Source organism: Paenibacillus sp. P3E (genome assembly GCF_001909045.1).
Classification (GTDB): Bacteria; Bacillota; Bacilli; order Paenibacillales; family Paenibacillaceae; genus Paenibacillus_AQ; species Paenibacillus_AQ helianthi.
On record NZ_LVWH01000171.1, the window covers coordinates 1 to 18,407 of the forward strand.

An 18,407-nucleotide genomic window follows, 5' to 3' on the forward strand; every position below is an offset into this window, starting at 1 on the left:
ATTCACTTCTATATCATAATATGAAACAGGAGAACTGACATGGAGAGTACATTGATCTTTTGCGAAACAGAAGAAATTGAGGCGCTTCCACTATATGCAACAACTATCGGATTCTGGGAGCATCAACCGGAATTGGAGCGGCCCACGGGGTTCCCGGACTATCAAATGCATCAGGTTCTTGAGGGCAAAGGGGAGCTGTTTATAAAGGATAGACGGTACATTGTGGAGCCGGGGGATGTTTTCTTTCTGTTTCCGCATGTTGCTCATGCCTATGCGCCAATCAGCGCTGAATGGAGACTGTCCTGGGTATCTTTTAATGGAAGAGAGGCGGGAAGACTTATGACGTATGCCGGAATCCGGGAATCGGGACCAGGACGGCTGAACGATCTCTCCTTGCTGAATCCTCTGCAAAAAATGCTGGAGCTGTCCCATGGCAACAGTCTTGCTGTGAATATGGAACGTTCGAAGCTGATGTATGCATTGATGCTTGATCTCAAAGCACAGTTGTCGGCACCGACAGACGGACAGGATGAGCTGGAACGCATCAAGCCGGTGCTGCAGCATATCGAACAGAATCTGCACCGGACACTGCCGCTCAAAGAATTAGCTGAGGTAGTTTCGATCTCTCCTCAATATTTATGCCGTTTGTTCCAGCGGACACTTCATGAACGGCCTGTAACTTACATTAACAAGCAGCGGATCAACCGCAGCAAGCAGCTGATGTTCAGCGGCAGGGAGAAGAAAATTTATGAGATTGCAGAGCAGGCGGGATTTGAGAATACCAGCTACTTCTGTGCGGTCTTCAAACGTGTCACCGGTATGCGGCCTGAGGAGTTCAAGCAGCTTCATGGGCTAGAGGGGTAAGCCTTAGGGATGGCGTTGTATTAAGCCGAACCGAAAATAAACGTTTCGACTGCGTCGACCGCACCTTGAACATCCGGATTCGAATTATCAATCTGCATGATATTTTCCGCCGGAAGCGGCCAGGCAACCGTTCGGCTTCCTAATGATGTGCGGAACATCTCCCAATTCTGGAACTTCCAATCATCCAGCGGCGAGTGCCTGCCTTCAATCCGTGCCCGGTACAGCTCGGCGTTACCCAGGCTCACCAGCACGACCTTAACTTCAATCTCTTCCAATGTCCGGCCGATCCGGGCCAGCTCACTACTTATCCATCCAGGGTCTTCGGCTTCCTTGGTAAATGGACCCACTACAAATACATCACATTCCAGTCCCATATTGTCGAGCGCAGCATCCATGGTGATCCGGTAGCCCAGATCGCGGCAAAGCTTTTTATATTCGGCTGAATCCCTGTCATCGGGGTCCAGACCGTGCATATTCATGATCACATCTGCAGCAGGCCGGAGCAGAATGTCCATATCCAGGACAGCAGCTTTACGGCGTGACGCGACCGCTTTGGCCAGGGTTGTTTTGCCGGCACCCGCCGGTCCTAGAAAAAATACAAGCTGGTTCATCTCAGTCACTCCTTACCTATAAATATCGTCCCACTATCCTATCACGTTTCTATCGGAAAATCTTTAGGTCCGGACGTAAAGTCACTGACAGTCTGCAGGTGAAATGCTACCTTGTTGGTATAGTGAAACGGGAGATGATCTCTTTGGGCGAGCGTAGCGATGCACCAACGTATTCCTTAACCGGTGAAGACGGAGGAGCAGATCAATACTATACAGATGTTGCTGTGTTTACCGATGAAGTTCTGGAGAAATTGCATGAAGATCAGTCTATATCCAAGTTCAGCCAGTATATCGCATTGCGAAAACTGGAAGTCTGGGATCATAATATCTATGCACTTGAATTGCTGATGATTGGTGTACTGTGGAATGTATACAGTTCAAGGGCGACTGCGGGAAGTGTGTACATGGGTAAGCTGTTATCCTCACTGTACGCACTTAGAAGCCGAAGCCAAGAGGCGCGCCGAGTCGTAGACCGACTTAAGGGGATTGCTGGAACTTCGGTGTTGGCCCGGCGCCGACATGTGGATGAACGAATACAGCTGCATTCATTTGCCAAATTGCTAGGGTGGCTTCGCGCCAGTGGTGAGTTTGAGCAAGAGAGCAGGCGGCTAAAGGTCTGGCTGGATTTTCTGCGGGGATTGCCGGAGAAGGAGAGCGAAGGCATATTGCAAAGGGCGGTTCGGAAGGCTGTATGGTTTGAACGGCGGAGTCTGGAATGTCTGGGCAGGTACACCTCGAACGTAGACACTTATATTGAGAACAACCGCCAACGTCTGAGATGGCAGGAAAACCGTATATTCTGCAGCAGGAATCGGGTGGAGTACCATTTGAACATGGTCGGTGCCGAGATCATGAACCGGGTATTTTATGACGGCTTTCATGCAGCACCTGGAAAAATAGTTTTTCTGCCCATTTGCATGCGTAACAAAACCGCCGGGAAATGCCAGGCTGTACAGGAGGGGCCCGGGTACGTCTGCAGACGCTGCTCCAAAACCTGCCGGGTACAAGAAGTAACAGCTCTGGCCGAAGTCTATGGCTGTAAGGTGCTGATGATACCGCATGCCTCTACCGCTTTTGGTCAGGAGCGTATACGTGTGGGAGAGGTTGGCATTATCGGAGTAGCTTGTGTGCTGAATCTCATCTCAGGGGGCTATAAAGCACGGGAAATGGGATATCTGCCGCAATGTGTGCTGCTTCATTATTCAGGCTGTGTGCTGCATTGGCATCGGGAAGGAATAGAGACTTCCATAGATATGGAGCGGCTGGAGCGGAGTTTGCGTGAGGGGCAGACCTGAAGATTTCTTATTTAGTTTCTACTTCAACTACATGAAAGGAGGATGCTAAATTGAATAGTCATAAACTCCAACTGTTATTACTCATAGCAGCCTTGCCGCTGCAAATTGTCGGATGTGATACCCCAAAAGACGCACAGCCGGATAAGCCGCCTGAGGTGCACCAAACTACAAAAAACGATCAAAGCAAGGATACTCAAGCTTTCAAGGGCAGAGATTATATATTTCGGGAAAGCAGTACAACGTTATTAACGGAAGACAATCTCAGCAACATCGACAGCAGAATGCTGGAGCTGGCCCGGAATGAGATTTTTGCCCGGCATGGATTAGTGTTTGAACGGGCCGGCCTCAATACCTTCTTTGCGGGTAAACGTTGGTACAAGGCGGATGGGAATTATAAGGGTGATTTAACGGAAATAGAGAGCCAAAATATCAAGCGGATTCAGAAATACGAAAAACTGCTCTCGGCAAACAAGCTGGAGAGACAATGGGATGTGGATTATCACTTTCTGGGATATCCGCAGGAGAAGAATTCAATCGGACTTCAAAATGCCCATGTGGACATGAACGGTGACGGAGCTATTGATCATATCCATATGACGTTAAGCAAACACTTCGAGGTAGATGACGAATGGATTCTCATGGTGAATGATACTACAGCGAAGATTTCCCTGTCTAATAATTCCATCCCCCATTTCAAGGTCGTAGATGCCAATATCCAAGACCCGTACTTTGAACTCGCCTTGGAGGATACCAATGAGAGTGCGCAGCATTCCACATATTACTATTATTACAATGGAAAAAGGCTGATAAGCATGGGGACCCTGGACGGGTTTACCGGTAATGCGCAAGCCATGGATGGGCAGGGAACCGCGGTTTCTCCGAGACAGGCCTATGATTTTCAATGCTGGTTCTATCTTGAAAATTATAAGCTGGACAGCAATCACTTGTGGAAAGAAGCTCCTGCAGACTTTTATCCGATGGAGCCGCCAACGCCCTGGGTAGCCAAAGTACGGTTTCCTATCTACAAAACCTCCGGGAAGCAGGACATCCTCAAATGGGTAGCGCCGGGAGAGACGGTTTATTTTCTGGGCGGTGACACTAAGAAGTATGGGAAGATCAAGATGGCTGACGGCACAACCGGCTGGATTCAGCTTGAAAACCATAAGCTTTCCGGGACGGATACGGATATCAACGACTGTTTTGACGGGAGATTATTGTACGGGTAGATCATTTGACATCTAAACCGTCCAGACGGTATAGTTATTTCAGGACGGTGATGAGTATGGATTCGCAAGCTCAAGAGAAAGAAAAAATCCCCAAACGAAAACTAATTCTACTTGCTGCCGCAGCTGTGATGAAGGAACTGGGAGGAGAGCAATTGACCCTGGATTTGGTTGCCAAGAAGGCGGGCGTCAGCAAAGGTGGCCTGTTGTACCATTTTCCCAGTAAAGAAGCGCTGGTGCTCGGTGTAGTGGAGGAGATGACGAAGACCTTTGAGGCCGATATCGCCAGAAGGATGGAGCGGGATAAGGAAGTAAAAGGGAGATGGAGCAGGGCTTATCTCGAATCTACCTTAGATGATATTGGTGTCGGTAATGACATGGGTCCGGTGCTGGCTTCCGCGCTCTTTTTCAATCCTGAATCATTGAATAGTATCCGGTCTGCATATGTACAGTGGCAGCACAACATTGAGAATGACGGCCTTGACCCTGTAAAATCGACCATCGCCAGACTTGCGGCTGACGGGTTGTGGTTTGCGGAAATGTTTGGCCTTGCTCCCCCTGACAAGGAATTGAAGGAGCAGATCCTAAACGAATTACTGCTCTATGCGAAGGAGGTGAAATGATGGCTTATTTGTTATTAGCCTTATCCATTTCCAGTGAGCTGCTCGGAACCTCGATGCTAAAAGCTTCTCAAGGTTTTACCCGGCTGTATCCGTCCATCGTGACGGTTGTTGCTTTCGTGTGTTCGTTCTATTTCCTGTCCATATCGCTGAAGACCATCCCGCTCAATACTGCCTATGCAATCTGGTCTGGGCTAGGCACAGTAGTAACTGTGATAATTTCGGTAGTTATTTGGAAGGAAAAGATTAATACGGCAAGTGTTGTGGGCATTGCCTTTATCGTCATTGGAGTGGTTGTCCTGAATCTGCTCGGACCGGGTCATGGTTCCTCTGATGATGCGGCCTCTTCGAAAGGGCCAATTCATACAGTACAAGAGCAAAGCTCGCTACATTAGAGTCTCAGCATCCAATTGCCATTCATGCCGCTGTCCCGGGTCATAGAAAAAGCCACTTCAACATCTGAAGTGGCTTTTTGGGTCTTAGCTAGCTTTATTTATGAACGCAAGGTCTTTAAGGCACCGCTCCATGCGAGCACTTGATCAAGCATGGCATTTACGTTAGGTGTGTGGAGGTCAGCCGGCTTGAAGACAGAACCGTTCTCAAAGTCGGTGAACAGGGACAATAGTGGATGTACACGAACATCGGCGACCATCAATTCGCCAAGAATTCCGCGCAGGTGCTCGGCTGCACGAACGCCTCCAGCAGAGCCGTAGCTGACGATGCCCGCTGCCTTATTGTTCCATTCTTCACGGGCGGAATCCAGTGCATTCTTGAGTGCGCCCGTAAGGCTATGGTTATATTCCTGTGCAATGAAGACGAAACCATCGAGGGTAGCCAGCTTAGCCGCCCAAGCCTGTGCAGGAGCATAGTCATCCGATTCTCCAAGGAGAGGCAATTTATAGTCGGCAATATCTACGATTTCATAGTTTGCATCTCCGCGTGCATCCGCTATACCTTTCACCCATTCGCCTACCTGCGGGCTCACGCGTCCTTGACGGGTGCTGCCCAGAATAATTCCGATGTTTAAGGTTGTCATTTAATTTTCCTCCTAAGTAGTTGTATTAGCTTCCTAATCTGCTGTGTAACTTAACATACTTTTATTATAGCATATTACTTTTATATAGCAAGTGTTAATTTGAAACCATAAAATTTTTACTAATCAAGCTCAATTTTAAAAACCACAGGTACGTTGCTTGTAACAGTAGTTGTTGTAAGGATAAGTGCTTCTTCCGTTCTCTGCCAGGCGGGTTTCTCGTCGCAGCCCAATATACTGATATTTTGGATGATTCCCTGGAAATGATGGGATTTCTCTTTAAGTGACTCAATGTGGACCGTACCTTGCTCAGGATACACAAGAACGGTGGCATATAGAACAGAACCTTTAACCGTAAAGCGGATATCCTCGCTTGTGAACAGCTTGGTCTGGCCATCTGTAAATTGGCCTTCCTGGATTTCTGTCGGCCCTTCACCGAAGGTGCGCCAGTATGACGTATCATAGATGGCTTCGCCATTGACTTTTAGCCATTCCCCAATCTCCAGAAGAATATTCTTGTCCTCCTCGGGAATGGAGCCATCCGCCTTAGGGCCAATGTTCAGCAGCAGATTGCCGTTTTTACTGACGATATCGACCAGATCCCTGATAATCTCTACAGCAGATTTGTAATTGTTGTTTTCAGTGTAGCACCAGGAATTCTTAGCCACGGCGGTGTCTGTCTGCCAGAAATAGGGCTTCAGCCCGGCGAATTGGCCCCGCTCCACATCGGGAACGGCAGCGCCGAACATAAAGGCATCATGCTTGTAATTGATTGCCACCGGATAACCCCATTCTTCACCCCGGTTGTAATAATAAGCAGCGAATTTCTTAAGGTAAGGCTTGAAGGCAGCGGTATGAATCCACCAATCAAAATAAAACACCTTAGGCTGATACTGATCGACCAGCTCGCAGCAACGGATCAGCCAGTCCTCCAGATATTCATCTGTCGGGGGAGAACCATATAAGTCCTGATGCTCCGGTTCAAGCATTGCCGGCCAGTAGAAATCTCCGGGAACGAGCGGTTCATGAATATCGGATGCGAATTCTTTACCATGCGACATGAAGAACCAGTGCTCTGCACGGTGTGAAGACACGCACAGCTCCAGCTTCTGTTCGGCAAAGGCAGCCTTCATTTCACCCAGCAGATCACGTTTTGGCCCCATTTCGTACGTGTTATAATGAGAGAAAACGCTTTTATACATCTGGAAACCGTCATGATGCTCTGCAACTGGCATAATGTATTTGGCACCGGACTGCTTGAAAAGCTGTGCCCATTCGGCCGCATCGAAGTGCTCTGCTGTAAATAATGGAATAAAATCCTTATAACCGAAATCTGCATGCTTACCGTATACAGCCAGATGATGTTCATATTCCGTGGAGCCCTGAATGTACATATTGCGGGAATACCACTCGCTGCCAAACGCAGGAATAGAATAGAGGCCCCAATGAATGAATATTCCGAATTTAGCCTGCTCATACCACAAAGGAACCCGGAACTCACTTAACGAGTCCCAATTATCCTTGAATCTGCCACACCCAATCGTATCATTGATCACCTTTAAGTAGCTGGCTTTGTCCATTATTGTTCCCATCCTCTCGAAGTTCTTGTACCGCTCTCATTGTAGCGGGGGATGGAGAGAATAGGTATGTAGATCATTAACTTGTTGATGTACAAAAATAACCCTCTAAGGCGGTTTATTTATGAATAACTCTACGCTGCTCACCAGCTACATATCTAACCTGAAGATTGATTTAATTATGGCGGACTATAATCTGTGCAGTACGGATTGGAAGGATCTCGGCTACACCCCTGACTATAGCAAGTTCTATTTCATATGCGAAGGCGAGGGCTGGCTGAAGATCGGTGAACAAGAGTACTATCCCAAGCCCGGTGAGCTTTATTTGATGCCGGAGGGAGTGAAGCAATCTTATTCTTGTATCAGCAGCCAGCCCTTCCGCAAATATTGGTGCCACTTCAGTGTGAAGGCAGGAGATATGAATCTGTTCAAAATACTGGGGCTGAGTCATATATGCAGCTCCGTAGACCGCGGAATCGTCAAGGAGATGTTCAGCAGCATTGTATTCCATGCCAAATCGAGTGAGATTTACGCCCAGCTGCTTGCGAAGAGCAAGCTAATGGAGCTATTTGCCTATTACCTCAGCAAGCTGGACCTAAATGAAATTACCCTTAAGAATTTAACCACCGTTGAAAAACTAACCAAAATCCTGAATCATATTGAAGCGAATATTGAACAAAATATTACAGTCCATGAGCTTGCCGAGATTGCCCACATGCACCCCAATTCCTTTATCCGCCTGTTCAAGAAGCAGTTAGGCGTGCCTCCCATACAGTACATTACACGAAAAAAAATCGAAAAAGCCAAGGAACTGCTCACTGCTACAACCAGCACGATCAGTGAAATCGCCATGCAGCTCGGCTTCAGCGACCTGTTCTACTTCTCCAAGCAGTTCAAGAAGAATGCAGGGCTTACGCCTACGGACTTCAGAAAACAGATGCAGATCCTTCATTTCGAATAACAGACTCCTGCCAGAGAAGTATTCCCTGGCAGGAGTTTTTGTTATGGGAACATCCTTTAACAACGATGGATGAAATTACCTTTGGAGAGTTTTATTAACTGTGACTAAAGAAATCTTTATTTTGGCACACTTTAGGTTATAGCCTCTCACCTGGAAACTGCAGATTTCATCACGGAGCGTTATTTCAAAAAAAACTACAGTTAAGGATGATCAGGATGTGGTCAACTATCGTTTCTTTTATTCCTGATTGGAAAACATTTATGCAGGCTGCAATAACGCTAGTGTGTCCATTAGGAATTTATTATCTATATAATTCGCTGTACTCTGTAGTGGGGAGCGGAAGGGCCTCGAAAGCGGGGAAAGCCTCTGGTCCTGCTTCACATGAGAAAATGGCTACTCAAACCAGTCCACAGATTAGCGGGAATTATAATGCTGATCTTATATCCATTAAACAAGCCATAGGCGAAAACAGTGATGTGCATTTTCGTGAATTTATGGTGTATGGGTTTAATGTACGGGCTGTGCTTATCTTCATAGATGGCATGCAGGATGAAGAGGTGATCAACAAACAAGTGCTGCAGGTTTTGATGCAAGACCTCAAAGTTGATAGTGAGGCTATAACCTTATCCAGTATAAAAGAAAAAATCCTTCCGCTTACGGAGCTTAGTGAAATCAATGAATTGGAAAAGCTCCAGGAGAAGATTCTGTTTGGCTATACAGCATTAATCATAGAAGGGATGTCCACAGCGCTGTTGGTGGGATTGCCAAGCGGTTCCAAACGGGCGATTACAGAACCAGTCTCAGAAGGATTGCTTCGCGGGCCGCGAATTTCATTTTCGGAGGTCCTAAGCGAGAATACCTCCATGCTGCGCCGCCAAGGTCTTAATAAAAATCTGGAGATGAAGCTCTATGAGGTTGGAACCCGCATCAAAAGAAAGCTGGTTATTGCCTATATTAACGATATTGTAAATCCTGAGCTGCTTCAGGAGGTTAAGGACAGGATTTCAAAAATTGATATGGATTTTATCGCTGAATCCGGATATGTGGAGCAACTGATTGAAGATAATTATATGAGCCCTTTCCAGCAGACTCAGAATACGGAACGGCCCGACCGGGTTATTAACTCTCTGCTGGAAGGAAGAATAGCAATACTGCTGGACGGCACTCCGTTTGCACTCATCGTTCCTGTGACCTTTAGTATGCTGCTGCAATCCCCAGAGGATTATTATGAACGGTGGCTTCCAGGAACCATGTATCGGATCCTGAGGTTTTTCACAGCCTTTCTGGCGTTGCTGAGTCCGGCTTTGTACATTTCTTTTATCTCGTTCCATCCGGGGTTAATCCCCACTCAGCTGGCGATAACCATCATTCAGACCCGTCAAGGCGTTCCATTTCCATCCGTTATTGAAGTTATGATTCTTGAAGTGTCCATTGAGATATTACGTGAAGCTGGGATTCGGCTGCCCAAACCCATTGGACCAGCAATGGGCATCGTAGGGGGCTTGATTATTGGCGATGCCGCTGTGGCAGCCGGAATTGTTAGTCCATTCCTGGTTATCGTCGTGGCGGTGACAGCGATCTCTTCCTTTTCAGTACCGATGTACAGTACGGGCATTACACTCCGCATTTTGCGTTTTGCTGGCATGCTGTTTGCATCCGTACTCGGGATGTTTGGAACGATATTGTTTTTTCTGCTGATCATCATTCATCTCAGTAAATTAAAGAGCTTTGGGGTGCCTTATGTTACTCCCTTTGCTCCCATACGCTTTAGTGACTGGAAGGATCTCTACGTTCGCGCACCTCTGTCACTTATGAAACGAAGACCTGAAATGATGAAAACACAAAAGAAAAAGCGCAGATCCTAGCAAGTAAAAGGAAGGGGGGGGAAGAAATGTTTGTACGCTCTGATGATAAAATCACATCGGGTCAGGCATCGTTATTCTTGACGAATACGGTACTGGGGGCGGGTATTCTGACTCTGCCCAGAAGTGTGACGCAATCAGCCAAAACTCCGGACTCCTGGATGTCCGTACTGCTGGGCGGGCTAATTGTAATGTTGGTTATTTTCGTAATGGTGAAATTAAGCCAGCAGTTTCCAGGGAAAACCGTTTATCAATACTCCAAAGGAATTATTGGTAAATTCCCGGGAGGTTTTTTAAGCTCGCTGCTCATTATTTACTTTATTATCATCGCCGGATTTGAAATTCGGGTATTGGCTGAAATTACGATGTTTTTTCTACTTGAAGGAACTCCCGTTTGGGCAATCGTCATTCCATTTATCTGGGTGGGGGCCTATCTGGTGTTTGGAGGCATTAATTCCATCGCCAGAGTCTATCAAATCATTTTCCCCATAAGCCTTTTTATCTTGATTTTATGTTATATCCTTAGCATAAGAGTATTTGATATTAACCATTTGCGTCCTGTACTGAGTGAAGGTCTTATGCCTGTAATTAAGGGACTGAAGTCCACTGTACTCGTCTATACGGGATGTGAGGTAGTGATGACGATTACAGCCTTCATGCAGCATCCCCAGCATGCGGTTAAATCCATGTTAGCGGGGATTGGCATACCTATGGTCTTATACCTTCTGACTGTGATTGTGGTTGTAGGAGGCCTGTCCATAGATTCTGTGACTACGAGCACTTGGCCTACAATTGATTTAGTCCGCAGTTTTGAGATCTCCGGATTCTTTTTTGAACGGTTCGAGTTTCCGCTATTGGTGATTTGGATGATGCAAATGTTTTGTAACTTCTGCAGTTTTTTCTTCAATGCTTCCCTCGGGATCTCTCAGGTGTTCAAGTTGAAAATTGTCCCTGTGATCTTCGGGCTAATGCCGTTGATTTTCATCTCGACCATGGTTCCCAAACGTATGAATGATGTATTTGCCGTTGGTGATGCCATTGGAAGGATGGGAATAATATTGTTTATTTTGCTTCCTGTGCTGCTTTCGGTAGTTTTGATCATTCGAAAGAAGGGATTGAAGCAGAATGTGTAAACGTCATCCTCTCCTTGTATTGCTAGCGGTTACGCTCCTGATCACGCAATCCGGCTGTTGGAGCAGTAAGGAAATTGAAGACCTAAGCCTCTATACCGGTGTGGCTCTTGATACAGGGGAACTATCTTCGACAGAGCAGACATTGGTGGATGAGGGCGGGGATTATTTTAAGAATAATAAGCTTACGGCGACACTTCAAATAGTTCCCAAAAAATCAGCTGGCGGTGCATCCAAATCATCAAATAGCGTAAATAAGCCACAATATATCAATGTCTCGGAAACGGGCGACTCTGTGCTGGAAATTTTTCGCCAATTCTCGGTTCGTCTGGACCGCCCGATCATTGGTCACCACCTGAAGGTAATCGTTATTTCTACAAAACTTGTGGAGCAGCAGAAGATAGAGCAATTGATGGATTTTATGCTTCGTGACAATGATATCCGTCCCAGCTGTGTTGTCTTCTTAAGTACCGGGCGGGCCTCAGATACTTTTACATTGAAAGATAAGGATGATATTCCTTCCTTTCATCTCAGGGAAATGGTCCGCAACCGCTTTAGAAGCAGCAAAGTAATGAAACCCGTCAACTTATCCACTCTGGATGCACGGATGCACTCTAAACAAAGCTTTGTGCTGCAAAATATTATAGAAGCCAAAGGTGATATCGAGTTGTCTGGGGCTGGGATCATCAAGGGGGAAACCGGCAAATGGATTGGGTCATTAGACCAGGACGACATGAGGAGTATGAACTGGATTAAAGGAGATGTCAATGGAGGGACGATCAAGACGTACAATAATAAACATGAAACCATAACCTATGAAATCAAGTCCGCAAAAAGTAAAATAACTTCTAAAATCACGGAAGACAACAAGGTCTCATTTCACGTGAATATAGAATCGGATGGACGCTTAATTGAAAATTGGGACCCGGAGCAGCGCTCAACTAAAATAGGCTCCCTTAAAGAGAGGGAAAAAATTTTTGAAGAGAGATTGAGCATTATGCTTAATCATTTGATGCAACAGATGCAGTCCACTTACAAGGTGGAGGTTGCCGGCTTCGGAGAACGCCTAAGTATTGAACACCCTAAGGTATGGAAAAAGCTGAAGGATCATTGGGATGATACTTTTAGCAAAGTACCGGTAACCTTTAGTATAAAGTTCACTATAACTGATTATGGGTCATTTAATGAATAAACGCACTTAGCAGACTTCTCAGTACTTGGTTGAACAGGCTCCTGACACACTAATTTGGAGAAAATCAATCTACTGGGCCGTTTCTATGGCTGTCTTATGTATGTACTCCATGCACGGGATCACCTTTACACCAGCGCCGCCCATAACCCCGGGCGGCGTTTTGCTCCATGTTTAATATTCTCCACGTTGAAGTTTTGTTTGACAAAAAAACCATATAAATATATTCTGGATATATTAAGTCCGTGATTAAGCTCGTATGTATCGCTTACCCGGCAATGAACCCTTTTGTTAATGTACAAGTAGTGAATTTTTTCGGGTTAATTAGAGACTTAATAAGCCTTTAATATATTTAATCAAACAGACAGATAAGGTGGGGTAAGGAATGAGAAGTAAACCTGGGATTATGGTCTCCTCACTGGTGATCGCAAATTTTCTGGCACAGCTGATGCAGACAATGCTGAATACTGCACTGCCGCGTATCATGGTGGACCTGAGAATCAACGAGAACAAGGTGCAATGGCTGATTACAATTTATTATCTGGTTGCAGGTATTACTGTGCCTGTTGCCGGATTTTTGGTCGGAAGATTCACTACAAGAGCACTATTCTTTACTTCCGTAGGATTATTTGCCACAGGTACACTGCTGGCTGCAATCGCTCCAGAGTTTGGTTGGGTCCTGACAGGCCGTATCATTCAGGGGATAGGAGCAGGCCTGTTGATGCCGCTGTTTCAGACTACGATTCTAAGAGTTTTTCCAAAGGAAAAGATCGGTTCTGCGATGGGGCTGATCGGTCTGGTGATGGGACTCGCTCCGGCACTGGGCCCGTCGTTATCCGGTTTGGTCGTTCAGGAGCATTCCTGGAGAATTCTGTTCTACGCTGTGCTTCCCGTCGTGATTGCTAATTTGCTGCTGGCTACAGTTAGTCTGAAGAACGTAGGGGATACTCATCATGAGAAGCTGGATCTGAAATCCATCCTTTATTCAACCCTTGGATTTGCAGGATTACTGTATGGGGTAAATCGGGCGGGAGAACAGGGAGGTTCACGTTTGATCACGTGGGCAATCATTTTTGCGGGGATAATCATTATTGTTATGTTTATCCATCGTCAACTTAAGCTGGCCGTTCCGCTCTTGGATTTCAATATATTCCGCAACCGAAGATTTACCCAGTCCTCTATGATCGGAGTGCTGATGTTCATAGTCATGGTCGGGGTGGAACTGCTGATACCGCTATATGCCCAGAATGTCAGGGGTTTGACTCCGAAAATATCTGGTCTGTTGCTGTTGCCGGGGGCTGTCCTCCTGGGTATAGCCAGTATGGTCTCTGGCAGGCTCTATGACCGGTATGGTATACGGCTGATCATACGGGGAGGCTTTTCTATCATTGCCCTCGTTACACTGCTTTTGACTCTTTTGTTGTCAACGCATACTTCAATGGTTCTTGTGGCCGCTATCTATGCGCTGCTTATGGTTGGCATCGGGTTCATTATGACACCGGTAACGGCCTATGCGATGGCAAGCGTTCCCGTCACCATGATTGCTCATGCTTCTCCTATGACAATTACCATACGCTCCTTGAGCAGTTCGATGGGTGGGGTAATGTTAATTTCCATAATGACTGCCTCGATGAGCCATAGTTCCATTCACTTCCCTGAGAGTATGCTCCACGGGCTGCATGCCTCCTTCTGGACATTGACAGGGATCGCAGCAATTGGACTCTATATCTCCTTTTATCTGCGAGACCGTAAAGTGAGCCAAGTATCATAATCATAAGGTATGAAACAAATCTATTGTTAGAAAAGATCACCGCCCGCATCCAAATTTCAGGATGTTGGGCTATTTTCATGTAAAGACAGAATAACCAGACAGAAATATGGATCTGTGCTACAATATGAATGAATATTTTATTATTCATTCATTTAACTGGAAATAATAAGACACACTCTAAAAGGAGGACTTCGATGAAAAAAGTTACGGTATTTCTTGGCACTCCACGAAAGCAAGCAACGTATAAGGCGGTACTTGAATTTGAAAAGTATCTGACAAATGATGCAGAAATTGAATTTGAGTATGTGTTTTTAAAGAATTACCGGTTGGACTATTGTCTTGGCTGCAAGCTTTGTTTTAACAAAGGTGAGGAACATTGCCCTTTAAAAGATGATCGTGATTTGCTGTTGGAGAAGATGCAAGCGTCCGATGGCGTTATTTTTGCGACTCCGTTATATGCCTTTCAGGTATCGGCTCCTATGAAGAATTTGCTGGACCGGCTCGCGTTTGTATTCCATCGGCCGCAGTTTTTTGGCAAGACATTCACAGCAATCGTCTCACAAGGAATACTCGGAGGGGGGAAAATCGTGAAATACCTTGACGATATGGGAGGATACTACGGCTTTCAAGTCGCCAAGGGTTGTGTATTGAACGCATTGGAGCCGACCACAGCAGCCGTAGAGGCAAGAAACTCCCGCAAATTGAAAAACGCTGCAGCCAGGTTTCACAAGGAACTCATGCGTACTGCCATTCCTGTTCCTTCTTTGTTCCGTCTGCTGTTATTTCGAATGGCCCGAACAAGTATAAAAAGCATGCTGAATCCCCAGTACCGTGATTATCGGCACTACGAGGAGAAAGGCTGGTTTGAGTCTGGCTATTATTATCCTGTATCACTGGGGCCATACAAAAAATTATTAGGCCGCCTGTTTGATGTATTGGGGACACGTATGGTTAAACGCCCTTAACGGTTGAAGAAAGGAATATAACGATGAAGAAATTATGCCTGAAAATAGTAATGGGAATCTTCGTTCTGCTGATTATAGGCGGCGCTCTATTGTGGAACATGTTATCCAAAGAACATCGTGAAGCCAGGAACCTGTCACTTGATTCGCATTATTTTAAACATCTCCAAGACGGCATTTATACGGGGAAATATGAAGGCGGGATGTACAAGTGGAGAGCCAACTCCGTTCAGATTACAATCTCCTCCGGAAAGGTTACAGCCATTGAACTGCTGCAGAACAAAGAGAATAAACCCCTTGAATTCACGAATACATTATACGGCAAGGTGATAGCTTCACAGTCTCTGCAGGTAGACACGTTGAGCGGTGCAACCCTCACTTCCAAGGCCTATCTCAAATCAGTGGAGAGTGCACTGTCCAAAGCACAAATTCCTGAATGAGCTGGCTAACGTTTTTCATTCACTGATAACCAGCTTGAAACGAATGGCATGAAATTCGAGACTGTGATTCAGCGAAAAGAATAAACCTATACCCTAAAAATTATGCAAGGTGTCCGATCATTGAGGTATGCGGACACCTCGCCGCGTTTTCATCCAGGTATTATTTTACGATATAAATAATTGTACTTTAAGGCTCAATCCCATAGATCAGCTTCCCTTTATGATAGATTGTGATATGATTATTCGCTGCATAGCTGGTAATGGCCGGTTTGAAGGAATAATCATCCACTTGATTGTAATTCGTCCAATTGTTTTTATGAATGCGGAACTGAATGTCACCGGTTGTGCCGGATGCTGCAAGAGAGCCTGCGCTTGCTGTAAAACCGATCTCTGCATAGGTGTCGGCACCGCTCAATGGCTGCGCCATGGGAACAATCGATGCCAGCAGTTTTTCTTTTCCAATGGCAGCATAATCAAATTCCAAGGTCTGAGCGGTGTTTCCATCACTTGTGTACCAATAGCGGATCGTGAGTTCATTTAGAGGAATAGAGGTGCCTGACTCGTTCTTAAGCTGCAGGCTCGCCCCGATTGAGTTAACAGCAGTCCCCGTTTCACCCACCCGATAAAGAGATATGGCGTGCACGTCACCCGGGTTATCTCCCGGATCAGGAGGAAACGTAACCGGCTTCATGATAGGGTCAAGCATCGCTTGCTTAGGCTCATTCCACGAAACCCAGTCATCCAGTAATAGCCCCCCGGTATCTCCACTGTTAGGATTAAGACTCCAGTAGGTCCAGTAGAGATTATTCTGGCCAATGTAGCTTACAAGCGCATTTTGCCATTTCCCTTCTACGGTAAGGGTATCTACACTGCGGCCGCCGAATTCACCTGCAAGAATTGGGGCGATTTGTTCCTTGCTGATATACCCCCAGGTATCGTCCCACAACTTAGGCAGGTTGTTCGGGAAATTGGCAGCGCTGAACCAAGGCTGTGAAGCTACCCCGGGCCCGTAATCATGCGGAGAATAGACTACACGGTTCGGCTGGGTAAGCACGACCGGATGACTCCGCACGCCTGATAGGTTGCCGCCCCACCAATAGCTGGTGGAGTTTCCCTGCACGTTGGTTTCTACGCCTTCGACGATGATCAGCCAGTTCGGATTCGCGGCAAGAATCGCATTTCCCGCACGCTCACTGGCCAGCTGCCAGTCTGTGGCAAGATTCCCGGTGCCCCAGCTTGCCGTGCCGTGCGGCTCATTATGCAGATCTGCCCCAATGACCGTGGGGTTATTCGCGTAGCGTTCAGCCAGCATCACCCAATCACTGATCCAACGGGTTTCGGGATAGGACGTAGTGTACCAGAGTGTCGATTGCCCTCCCGAATCTGGACGATGACGGTCCAGAAAGATCCGAATACCACGTTTCCCGGCTTTTTCAACCAGTTTATCCATGATCTGAATCGGCTTTAGACCCACGAGGTCTGGATTTTTGGCATAATCGATACTGTTGGCGGCAGAACCTGCATCCAACATCTGGTTGCAGTAGGGCAGGCGGATCAAGTTATAGCCTTCTGCCTTAATTTGGTCGAGCACATCATCCATGGAACGTGACCACAAGCCGTGCGGAGAATAATTTGCGGTTTCGAAGCCAAACCAATTGAGTCCGTTGAATACTGCGGGGTTGCCTGATGAATCCACGATCCGGCTGCCTGAAGTGTGATAATAGCCCTCTGCACCTTGAGCCTTAACCTTTTGGCCCGGAGACGCATAGGCACCTGCCAGCAATACCAAAGCAACGAACAGTAAACCAAATTTTCTGAAACCAAACGACATTCATTTTCCTCCTCTTAGTCATTTCAATGAGGTCAGACTGTATAGCATACGATAGAAATGTAAACGTATTCGTTAGAGCCAAGCTGTAAATATGTAGAAACAGCGACATCACTATAACTTTCATACAATTTCTCTCTAAATTTATGGCTGGAATGTGACGATAATAATGGAAAAATGCTTGAATTAGGAGAGAGACGTCATGGACAACTTAAATGCCTTAGTTTTAGCTGCACCATTCTTCAAACAGATTCATTCCCAGGATATTATGGTCGGGATCACCGACAAGGAAATATTCCATTATTATGCTCCCAGCAAGGTGCTGGATTTCGGTCTGACCAAAGGAAGCCCTATTCCTCCGGATGACCCTTCCCTCGGAAATGCGCTCGCAGGACGAGCCACAACCAACCGGCTGTCGCCCGAGCTGTATGGGGCTACCGTGATTTCTTCAGCTGTCCCGATTTATGATGCTGCAGGGGAGATCATTGGTGCTTTTGCGATCGCCTATACCTTGGAAAACGAGGATAAAATGGAGCAACTGACCGGCAGCATTAATCAAATCAGCGGTCAACTGGTTGATATGGTTCAAAATGTAGCTGCCCAGTCTGAAGAGTTATCGGCTACCACAGCACAGATTCTTGAGAATTCACGAAAGACGGTGGAAGAGTCTAATCAGGTCAGCAAGGTAGCGAGCTTTATCCGTGAAATTTCCGAACAGACCAATCTGCTGGGGTTGAATGCAGCCATCGAAGCCGCGCGTGTTGGACAGGAGGGGGCTGGCTTCGGTGTCGTCGCCACGGAAGTGCGTAAATTGTCCGTACATACGAGGGATGCGACCAAATCGATTGAGGATTCACTTCATACGGTTCAACGCTCAATCCGTCAAATGGAAACGGAAATCGAAGCCATAGCCGCTTCATCCTCTGAGCAGGCCGAAAGGGTCATCGAGTTCAGCGATGTTATTGAACGGCTGAACCAGACCAGCGTCGAGATGGCAAAATTCATTAACTCCATGATTCAGTAACGTCAAATCCCGTAAAA

At 46.5% G+C, this 18,407-nt stretch carries 17 protein-coding genes; 13 read left to right on the plus strand and 4 right to left on the minus strand.

Annotated elements, in window-relative coordinates; translation table 11 throughout:
* Positions 1 to 39: 39 nt before the first annotated feature.
* A complete protein-coding gene (locus A3842_RS17245) occupies positions 40 to 864 on the plus strand; it encodes an AraC family transcriptional regulator (protein WP_074102204.1) in 825 nt (274 codons plus the stop codon).
* 20 nt (positions 865 to 884) lie between these two features.
* Here A3842_RS17245 and A3842_RS17250 read toward each other — a convergent pair whose 3' ends face one another.
* Positions 885 to 1,475 (minus strand): P-loop nucleotide/nucleoside kinase family protein, encoded by a 591-nt coding sequence (locus A3842_RS17250; RefSeq protein ID WP_074102205.1) that lies wholly within the window; start codon positions 1,473 to 1,475, stop codon positions 885 to 887.
* A gap of 143 nt (positions 1,476 to 1,618) precedes the next feature.
* On the opposite strand from A3842_RS17250, the gene A3842_RS17255 reads away from it, so the two are divergent.
* The 4 genes from A3842_RS17255 to A3842_RS17270 are packed head-to-tail and all read left to right on the plus strand — an operon-like array spanning position 1,619 to position 5,008.
* Positions 1,619 to 2,770, plus strand: coding sequence for a DUF116 domain-containing protein (locus A3842_RS17255; RefSeq protein WP_178382370.1), 1,152 nt, complete (start codon positions 1,619 to 1,621; stop codon positions 2,768 to 2,770).
* A 50-nt stretch (positions 2,771 to 2,820) separates the two neighbouring features.
* The gene (locus tag A3842_RS17260) at positions 2,821 to 3,996 is read left to right on the plus strand and encodes a YARHG domain-containing protein (RefSeq protein WP_074102207.1); all 1,176 of its coding nucleotides are present in this window, start codon (positions 2,821 to 2,823) and stop codon (positions 3,994 to 3,996) included.
* Between the two features lie 56 nt (positions 3,997 to 4,052).
* Positions 4,053 to 4,616: a TetR/AcrR family transcriptional regulator gene (locus A3842_RS17265; RefSeq protein WP_074083405.1), complete on the plus strand. Its 564-nt coding sequence runs from the start codon at positions 4,053 to 4,055 to the stop codon at positions 4,614 to 4,616.
* Positions 4,616 to 5,008 (plus strand): DMT family transporter, encoded by a 393-nt coding sequence (locus A3842_RS17270; protein ID WP_074083404.1) that lies wholly within the window; start codon positions 4,616 to 4,618, stop codon positions 5,006 to 5,008. The genes A3842_RS17265 and A3842_RS17270 overlap by 1 nt, the downstream gene beginning before the upstream one ends.
* A gap of 98 nt (positions 5,009 to 5,106) precedes the next feature.
* Here A3842_RS17270 and A3842_RS17275 read toward each other — a convergent pair whose 3' ends face one another.
* A complete protein-coding gene (locus tag A3842_RS17275) occupies positions 5,107 to 5,649 on the minus strand; it encodes an NADPH-dependent FMN reductase (protein ID WP_074102208.1) in 543 nt (180 codons plus the stop codon).
* 119 nt (positions 5,650 to 5,768) lie between these two features.
* Positions 5,769 to 7,226: an alpha-L-fucosidase gene (locus A3842_RS17280; protein WP_074102209.1), complete on the minus strand. Its 1,458-nt coding sequence runs from the start codon at positions 7,224 to 7,226 to the stop codon at positions 5,769 to 5,771.
* A gap of 121 nt (positions 7,227 to 7,347) precedes the next feature.
* Here A3842_RS17280 and A3842_RS17285 point away from each other — a divergent pair, with 121 nt between their 5' ends.
* From A3842_RS17285 to A3842_RS17315, 7 genes are all read left to right on the plus strand, one after another.
* Positions 7,348 to 8,184, plus strand: a complete 837-nt coding sequence (locus A3842_RS17285) for an AraC family transcriptional regulator (protein WP_074102210.1) — start codon at positions 7,348 to 7,350, stop codon at positions 8,182 to 8,184.
* A gap of 389 nt (positions 8,185 to 8,573) precedes the next feature.
* Positions 8,574 to 10,049 (plus strand): spore germination protein, encoded by a 1,476-nt coding sequence (locus A3842_RS17290; RefSeq protein WP_371916008.1) that lies wholly within the window; start codon positions 8,574 to 8,576, stop codon positions 10,047 to 10,049.
* A 26-nt stretch (positions 10,050 to 10,075) separates the two neighbouring features.
* Positions 10,076 to 11,179, plus strand: a complete 1,104-nt coding sequence (locus A3842_RS17295) for a GerAB/ArcD/ProY family transporter (protein ID WP_074102212.1) — start codon at positions 10,076 to 10,078, stop codon at positions 11,177 to 11,179.
* Positions 11,172 to 12,368, plus strand: a complete 1,197-nt coding sequence (locus tag A3842_RS17300) for a Ger(x)C family spore germination protein (RefSeq protein ID WP_074083398.1) — start codon at positions 11,172 to 11,174, stop codon at positions 12,366 to 12,368. The genes A3842_RS17295 and A3842_RS17300 overlap by 8 nt, the downstream gene beginning before the upstream one ends.
* A 382-nt stretch (positions 12,369 to 12,750) precedes the next feature.
* Positions 12,751 to 14,136, plus strand: coding sequence for a DHA2 family efflux MFS transporter permease subunit (locus A3842_RS17305; RefSeq protein ID WP_074102213.1), 1,386 nt, complete (start codon positions 12,751 to 12,753; stop codon positions 14,134 to 14,136).
* A 194-nt stretch (positions 14,137 to 14,330) separates the two neighbouring features.
* On the plus strand, positions 14,331 to 15,101 hold the full coding sequence (locus A3842_RS17310; protein ID WP_074102214.1) for an NAD(P)H-dependent oxidoreductase: 771 nt from the start codon (positions 14,331 to 14,333) through the stop codon (positions 15,099 to 15,101).
* 50 nt (positions 15,102 to 15,151) lie between these two features.
* Entirely contained in the window at positions 15,152 to 15,538 is a 387-nt protein-coding gene (locus A3842_RS17315; protein ID WP_256701743.1) for an FMN-binding protein, read from the plus strand.
* A 187-nt stretch (positions 15,539 to 15,725) separates the two neighbouring features.
* Here A3842_RS17315 and A3842_RS17320 read toward each other — a convergent pair whose 3' ends face one another.
* The gene (locus A3842_RS17320) at positions 15,726 to 17,369 is read right to left on the minus strand and encodes a cellulase family glycosylhydrolase (RefSeq protein ID WP_074102215.1); all 1,644 of its coding nucleotides are present in this window, start codon (positions 17,367 to 17,369) and stop codon (positions 15,726 to 15,728) included.
* Positions 17,370 to 17,568: 199 nt separating this feature from the next.
* Here A3842_RS17320 and A3842_RS17325 point away from each other — a divergent pair, with 199 nt between their 5' ends.
* A complete protein-coding gene (locus A3842_RS17325) occupies positions 17,569 to 18,390 on the plus strand; it encodes a methyl-accepting chemotaxis protein (RefSeq protein WP_074083393.1) in 822 nt (273 codons plus the stop codon).
* Positions 18,391 to 18,407: the final 17 nt, after the last annotated feature.

Excerpts from the sequence above, each read along its gene's own strand:
- A3842_RS17325 (WP_074083393.1), top strand. The coding sequence starts at position 17,569 with ATGGACAACTTAAATGCCTTAGTTTTAGCTGCACCATTCTTCAAACAG.
- A3842_RS17250 (WP_074102205.1), bottom strand. The coding sequence starts at position 1,475 with ATGAACCAGCTTGTATTTTTTCTAGGACCGGCGGGTGCCGGCAAAACA.
- A3842_RS17275 (WP_074102208.1), bottom strand. The coding sequence starts at position 5,649 with ATGACAACCTTAAACATCGGAATTATTCTGGGCAGCACCCGTCAAGGA.
- A3842_RS17285 (WP_074102210.1), top strand. The coding sequence starts at position 7,348 with ATGAATAACTCTACGCTGCTCACCAGCTACATATCTAACCTGAAGATT.
- A3842_RS17305 (WP_074102213.1), top strand. The coding sequence starts at position 12,751 with ATGAGAAGTAAACCTGGGATTATGGTCTCCTCACTGGTGATCGCAAAT.
- A3842_RS17280 (WP_074102209.1), bottom strand. The coding sequence starts at position 7,226 with ATGGACAAAGCCAGCTACTTAAAGGTGATCAATGATACGATTGGGTGT.
- A3842_RS17320 (WP_074102215.1), bottom strand. The coding sequence starts at position 17,369 with ATGTCGTTTGGTTTCAGAAAATTTGGTTTACTGTTCGTTGCTTTGGTA.
- A3842_RS17245 (WP_074102204.1), top strand. The coding sequence starts at position 40 with ATGGAGAGTACATTGATCTTTTGCGAAACAGAAGAAATTGAGGCGCTT.
- A3842_RS17295 (WP_074102212.1), top strand. The coding sequence starts at position 10,076 with ATGTTTGTACGCTCTGATGATAAAATCACATCGGGTCAGGCATCGTTA.
- A3842_RS17315 (WP_256701743.1), top strand. The coding sequence starts at position 15,152 with ATGGGAATCTTCGTTCTGCTGATTATAGGCGGCGCTCTATTGTGGAAC.
- A3842_RS17270 (WP_074083404.1), top strand. The coding sequence starts at position 4,616 with ATGGCTTATTTGTTATTAGCCTTATCCATTTCCAGTGAGCTGCTCGGA.
- A3842_RS17290 (WP_371916008.1), top strand. The coding sequence starts at position 8,574 with ATGGCTACTCAAACCAGTCCACAGATTAGCGGGAATTATAATGCTGAT.
- A3842_RS17300 (WP_074083398.1), top strand. The coding sequence starts at position 11,172 with ATGTGTAAACGTCATCCTCTCCTTGTATTGCTAGCGGTTACGCTCCTG.
- A3842_RS17265 (WP_074083405.1), top strand. The coding sequence starts at position 4,053 with ATGGATTCGCAAGCTCAAGAGAAAGAAAAAATCCCCAAACGAAAACTA.
- A3842_RS17310 (WP_074102214.1), top strand. The coding sequence starts at position 14,331 with ATGAAAAAAGTTACGGTATTTCTTGGCACTCCACGAAAGCAAGCAACG.